General features: G+C 70.6%; 6 protein-coding genes and 1 pseudogene (1 of these 7 only partly in view). 5 read left to right on the top strand and 2 right to left on the bottom strand.

Annotation, left to right across the window (positions count from 1 at the left end; translation table 11 throughout):
* Positions 1 to 107 precede the first annotated feature (107 nt).
* Positions 108 to 977 carry a bifunctional DNA-formamidopyrimidine glycosylase/DNA-(apurinic or apyrimidinic site) lyase gene (gene mutM / locus ACFV0Q_RS37035; protein ID WP_385011772.1) on the top strand — a complete coding sequence of 290 codons (870 nt, stop codon included), beginning with the start codon at positions 108 to 110 and terminating at the stop codon, positions 975 to 977.
* On the opposite strand, the gene ACFV0Q_RS37030 is transcribed toward mutM, so the two are convergent.
* Positions 950 to 1,354 (bottom strand): winged helix-turn-helix transcriptional regulator, encoded by a 405-nt coding sequence (locus ACFV0Q_RS37030; protein ID WP_385011769.1) that lies wholly within the window; start codon positions 1,352 to 1,354, stop codon positions 950 to 952. The genes mutM and ACFV0Q_RS37030 overlap by 28 nt on opposite strands.
* A 135-nt stretch (positions 1,355 to 1,489) precedes the next feature.
* Between ACFV0Q_RS37030 and ACFV0Q_RS37025 the strand changes: the two genes are divergently transcribed.
* Entirely contained in the window at positions 1,490 to 2,101 is a 612-nt protein-coding gene (locus tag ACFV0Q_RS37025) for a flavodoxin family protein (protein WP_385011766.1), read from the top strand.
* Here ACFV0Q_RS37025 and ACFV0Q_RS37020 read toward each other — a convergent pair.
* Positions 2,098 to 2,994 (bottom strand): CAP domain-containing protein, encoded by an 897-nt coding sequence (locus ACFV0Q_RS37020; RefSeq protein WP_385011764.1) that lies wholly within the window; start codon positions 2,992 to 2,994, stop codon positions 2,098 to 2,100. The genes ACFV0Q_RS37025 and ACFV0Q_RS37020 overlap by 4 nt on opposite strands.
* Positions 2,995 to 3,123: 129 nt before the next feature.
* Here ACFV0Q_RS37020 and ACFV0Q_RS37015 point away from each other — a divergent pair, with 129 nt between their 5' ends.
* From ACFV0Q_RS37015 to ACFV0Q_RS37005, 3 genes and pseudogenes are all read left to right on the top strand, one after another.
* Positions 3,124 to 3,405 carry an acylphosphatase gene (locus tag ACFV0Q_RS37015; protein ID WP_385011762.1) on the top strand — a complete coding sequence of 94 codons (282 nt, stop codon included), beginning with the start codon at positions 3,124 to 3,126 and terminating at the stop codon, positions 3,403 to 3,405.
* A 349-nt stretch (positions 3,406 to 3,754) separates the two neighbouring features.
* Positions 3,755 to 3,970 (top strand): hypothetical protein, encoded by a 216-nt coding sequence (locus tag ACFV0Q_RS37010; protein ID WP_030227372.1) that lies wholly within the window; start codon positions 3,755 to 3,757, stop codon positions 3,968 to 3,970.
* A 231-nt stretch (positions 3,971 to 4,201) separates the two neighbouring features.
* Positions 4,202 to 5,277: pseudogene (locus ACFV0Q_RS37005) on the top strand (AAA family ATPase) (its annotated part continues 978 nt past the right edge of the window); the annotation flags it as partial.

Here is a 5,277-nt window from a genome sequence, read left to right as displayed (position 1 = left end):
CCCCCTGCCCAGGCAGGGGGCGGGGCGGACCCGTTTCCGGGCCCCGGTGGCGGGGCCGGTAGGCTCGGCGGCAGCGAGCGGAAACCGTGTCACCCCGGAGGAGAACCGTGCCCGAGCTGCCCGAAGTCGAAGTGGTGCGGCGCGGCTTGGAGCGATGGGTGGCCGGGCGGACCGTGTCGGCCGTCGAGGTGCTCCACCCCAGGGCCGTACGCCGTCACCCCGAGGGCGGGGCGGACTTCGCGGCCCGGCTGGCCGGACGCACCATCGCGACGGCGATGCGGCGCGGCAAGTACCTGTGGCTGCCGCTGGAAGGCCAGGACCTCTCCGTCCTCGGACACCTCGGGATGAGCGGCCAGCTCCTGGTGCAGCCGGCCGGAGCCCCCGACGAGAAGCACCTGCGGATCCGGATCCGCTTCGACGACTCCGCCGGGACCGAGCTGCGCTTCGTCGACCAGCGGACCTTCGGAGGGCTCTCCCTGCACGAGACCGTCCCCGGCAGCGCCGAGGGGCTCCCGGACGTCATCGCGCACATCGCCCGCGACCCCTTGGACCCGCTCTTCGACGAGGGCGCCTACCACCTCGCGCTGCGCGCGAAGCGCACCACCGTCAAGCGGGCCCTGCTGGACCAGTCGCTGATCAGCGGCGTCGGCAACATCTACGCCGACGAGGCCCTGTGGCGCGCGAAGCTGCACTACGAGCGCCCCACCGGCACGCTCACGCGCCCCCGGAGCGCGGAACTCCTCACCCATGTGCGTGAGGTCATGAACGCCGCGCTCGCCGTCGGCGGAACCAGCTTCGACAGCCTGTACGTCAACGTGAACGGCGAATCCGGGTACTTCGACCGGTCCCTCGACGCGTACGGGCGCGAGGGCGAGCCCTGCAACCGCTGCGGTACGCCGATGCGGCGACGGGCGTGGATGAACCGGTCGAGCTACTTCTGCCCGCGCTGTCAGCGGCCGCCGCGCGCGGCGTCGTAGGACATCCGGGCGGTGAGGACATCGTCCATGCTGCCCTCCAGGAAGTGGATCAGGCCGATCAGGCGCTCGGCGACCTCGCGGCCGAGCGGGGTGAGCTCGTAGTCCACGCGCGGCGGGTTGGTCGGCTGCGCCTCGCGGTGGACGATGCCGTCGCGTTCGAGGGCGTGCAGGGTCTGGGAGAGCATCTTCTCGCTCACCCCGTCGACACGGCGGCGCAGCTCGTTGAAGCGGCAGGGGCCGTCGCGCAGGGCGCCGACGGTGAGACTGCCCCAGCGTCCGGTGACGTGTTCCAGGGTTTCCCGGGAGGGGCAGGCACGCGCGAAGACGTCGAACGGCAGGTCGGCCGCGCCGGCATCGGTACAGACAGGGGTCTCCATGAGGGACAGCGTACTCTCGGGCAGCGCTAACTGTCTGCTTGCGCTTTCTAAAAGTTAGTGGTTCTCTTTCTCTCGTCGCACCGCTTCCACCCGACGTGCTGCGGCGCATCCGAAACGCTTCTGAGGAGAACCGCCATGTCCACCACCACGTCCGCCCCCGTCGTCTCGATCGCCTACCACTCCGGCTACGGCCACACCGCCGTCGTCGCCGAGGCCGTGCGGGAGGGCGCCGCGGCGGCCGGGGCGACGGTGCACCTGATCAAGGTCGACACGATCACCGACGCCGAATGGGAGCTCCTCGACGGGTCCGACGCGATCGTCTTCGGCTCCCCGACCTACATGGGTACCGCCTCCGGCGCCTTCCACGTCTTCGCCGAGGCCACCTCGAAGCGCTGGTTCGGCGACGTGTGGCAGGACAAGGTGGCCGCGGGCTTCACCAACTCCGCCTCCAAGGCCGGCGACAAGCTGAACACCCTGCAGTTCTTCCAGATGCTCGCCTCGCAGCACGGCATGAGCTGGGTCAACCTGGGCCTGAAGCCGGGCTGGAACTCCACCGCCGGCTCGGAGTACGACCTCAACCGCCTCGGCTTCTCCTCCGGCGCCGCGGCCCAGACCAACTCCGACGAGGGTCCGGAGGGCGTGCACAAGGCCGACATCGCGACCGCCGAGCACCTCGGCCGCCGCGTGGCCGAGCACACCCGCGTGGTCGTGGCGGGCCGGGCGGCCCTGGCGGCGTCCGCCGTCTAGAAGCCGAAGTCCTGGGTCCACCACGGGCCGCCGGCGGCTACGTAGACGCCGACGCCCAGGGTGCGGAATTCGCAGTTGAGGATGTTCGCCTTGTGGCCCGGGCTGTTCATCCAGGCCTCCATCACGGACTTGGCGTCGCCCTGGCCGCGCGCGATGTTCTCGCCGCCGAGGCCGGAGATGCCGGCCTTCTCGGCCCGGTTCCAGGGGGTGTTCCCGTCCGGGTCCGTGTGGTCGAAGAAGCCCCGTACGGCCATGTCCTTGCTGAACGCTCCGGCCAGCGAGGCCAGCGGCGGGTTCGCCCGGACCGGGACGCACCCGGCCTGGGCGCGCTCCTGGTTCACCAGGGCGAGGACGGCCGCCTCCTCGGGGGAGTGGCCGTCGTCGGGCTTCGGGGCCGAGGGGGACGGCTTGGGGGCCGGCGGCTTCGGCACGGCCGTCTTCGGGGGCGCGGGCTTCGTGGTCTCCGGCTTCGGTGCCTCGGGGGCGGCGCTCTTCTCCGGCTCCTTGGTGGAGGCGGAGGGAGAGGGGGCCGCCGAGGGCGAGGCCGACGGGGAGGGCGAGGCCGAAGCGCTGGGGGAGGCCGACGGGGTGCCCTTGCCGGCGCCCGCGTCGGGGCCGGAGGAGGCGCGGCCCGACAGGTTGGCGAGGCCGCCCTGCTGCTCGGCGGCCGATCCGTCCGCGTCGGCGCTCGCGGAGGGTTTCGCCCCGGCCCGCGTGCTGCCGCCGGAGTCCGTGCCGACGTAGGGGAAGGAGCCGCCGACCGGAACGAAGCCGGTCGTGACGGCGGCCGTACCGAGGGCCACGGCCACGGACACGCCGAGCAGCCCGCCCAGCACGACGGTGCGGCGCCTGCCGCCGGGGCGCGGCGAGGCGTGGAGTCGGTGGCGTCCCATCGGCGGCGTGCCTTCCTTGCAAGATCAACGCTCCTCACCCGAACGGGTGAGTCATTGGTGGGGGACTGTAGCCGATGAGCCAAGGGGGGCGATGTGCTCCGAATGTGTTTGCCCGGTTAGCGTTCATGCATGAATGAAGATGTCCGTCTGACCGCCTGGGTGCGCGGCCGGGTACAGGGAGTGGGCTTCCGCTGGTTCACCAGGGCCAATGCCTTGGAGATCGGTGGAGTGGCCGGCTTCGCGCTCAATCTCGACGACGGCCGAGTGCAGGTCGTGGCCGAAGGTCAACGTGAGAATTGCCACCGGCTGCTCGACTGGCTGCGCTCCGCCGACACGCCCGGAAGGGTGGACGGGGTGACAGAGATCTGGGGCACACCGCGCGGTGGCTACGACGGGTTCGAGATCCGGTGACCGATCGACCGATCATGGACTGATCGGATCTCTGGATGGTCCGCACACGGTCGGAACTGCGCATTCACCGTCGACGCGTTGCCGGGGAGATCGATCCGTGGAAGGCTCGGAGTCGAGGCTGAACTCCCCGCCGCTCGCGCGGGCCGGGCCGCCCGCCGATACGGGGCGTGATCGTGTTGACCGTCAAACTTTTTGGTGAGACGCTGGAAGCCCCGCGCACCTGAGCTGTTTGGCAGTGTTGGCAGTAGTAAGCGCAGTGACTGTCAGTCGCTGCCGGACATCCGCGGGTGCGATTCCCTCACGACCCACACCGCTTCGGTCGGTCACTCAGTGTGGAGGACCATCCATCATGGCAAAGGCGCTTCTCGGTTACGTCGGCGGTTCCGACCCGCGACTCCTCGCCGAGATGCGACGGCTTCAGCAGCGCGTCCAGGACCTCGAGTCCGAGCTCGGACGGATCCAGTCCGAGAACGACGCACTGAACGCTGCCGCCGCTCAGCACGGAGACTCGCTGCTGGACAGCATTGACCTCGACGTACCCCAGGCGGAGCCTGCGCTCACCTGATCCGCGCGCTTACCCGTCGCTCGATTCCAGCCCCGCATGATCTGCAAGGGACGCTCCGGCGTCCCTTCTTTCTTTCACCGCTTTCACCCAGCGCCTTTTCACCCACCGCTTTCACCGCCGCATTGCCGCCGCGCGCCGTGTACGCCCAGGTGGGGGGCCGAATCCTTTAACGTCTGATCTGCCCTGCACCTTCATGGGTGAAACCGAACGTGAAAGGTAGAGTCCGGCGGCGTGCACCTCAAGTCCCTGACCCTGCGCGGCTTCAAATCATTTGCCTCCGCGACCACCCTGCGCTTCGAGCCCGGCATCACCTGTGTCGTGGGCCCGAACGGATCCGGCAAGTCCAATGTGGTGGACGCGCTGTCCTGGGTCATGGGGGAGCAGGGAGCCAAATCCCTGCGCGGCGGAAAGATGGAAGACGTCATCTTCGCCGGCACCACGGGCCGCCCCCCGCTGGGGCGGGCCGAGGTCTCCCTCACCATCGACAACTCCGACGGCGCGCTGCCGATCGAGTACGCCGAGGTCACTCTCACACGGATCATGTTCCGGGGCGGCAGCAGCGAGTACCAGATCAACGGGGACACCTGCCGGCTCCTCGACATCCAGGAGCTGCTCTCCGACTCCGGCATCGGCCGCGAGATGCACGTCATCGTCGGGCAGGGCCAGCTCGACTCCGTGCTGCACGCCGATCCGATGGGCCGCCGCGCCTTCATCGAAGAGGCCGCGGGCGTACTGAAGCACCGCAAGCGCAAGGAGAAGGCGCTGCGCAAACTCGACGCGATGAAGGCCAACCTCGCGCGGGTGCAGGACCTGGGCGACGAACTGCGCCGCCAGCTCAAGCCGCTGGGCCGGCAGGCCGCCGTGGCCCGGCGGGCCGCGGTCATCCAGGCCGACCTGCGCGACGCGCGGCTGCGGCTGCTCGCCGACGACCTGGTCACGCTGCGGGGCGCGCTCGACGCGGAGGTCGCCGACGAGGCCGCGCTGAAGGAGCGCAAGGAGGCCGCCGAACGGGACCTCGCCGAGGCGCTGAGCCGCGAGGCCGGGCTGGAGGAATCGGTACGCCGCCTCGCGCCGCGGCTCCAGCGGGCCCAGCAGACCTGGTACGAGCTCTCGCAGCTGGCCGAACGGGTACGGGGGACCGAGTCCCTCGCGGTGGCACGGGTCAAGAGCGCCTCCGCCCCGGTGGAGGAGGAGCGGCGCGGCCGCGACCCCGAGGAGCTGGAGCGGGAGGCCGCGCGGATCCGGGAGCAGGAGGCGGAGCTGACCGCCGCGCTGGAAGCCGCCGAGCGGGCGCTGGAGGACACCGC

The sequence above is a fragment of the Streptomyces sp. NPDC059564 genome, assembly GCF_042735575.1.
Classification (GTDB): domain Bacteria; phylum Actinomycetota; class Actinomycetes; order Streptomycetales; family Streptomycetaceae; genus Streptomyces.
The sequence above is the reverse complement of the archived record's forward strand: the minus strand, read 5'-3'. Positions and strand labels throughout refer to the sequence as shown.

Coding starts and splice junctions, on each gene's coding strand:
- ACFV0Q_RS37020 (WP_385011764.1), bottom strand. CDS start 2,994: ATGGGACGCCACCGACTCCACGCCTCGCCGCGCCCCGGCGGCAGGCGC.
- ACFV0Q_RS37030 (WP_385011769.1), bottom strand. CDS start 1,354: ATGGAGACCCCTGTCTGTACCGATGCCGGCGCGGCCGACCTGCCGTTC.
- ACFV0Q_RS37010 (WP_030227372.1), top strand. CDS start 3,755: ATGGCAAAGGCGCTTCTCGGTTACGTCGGCGGTTCCGACCCGCGACTC.
- ACFV0Q_RS37025 (WP_385011766.1), top strand. CDS start 1,490: ATGTCCACCACCACGTCCGCCCCCGTCGTCTCGATCGCCTACCACTCC.
- ACFV0Q_RS37015 (WP_385011762.1), top strand. CDS start 3,124: ATGAATGAAGATGTCCGTCTGACCGCCTGGGTGCGCGGCCGGGTACAG.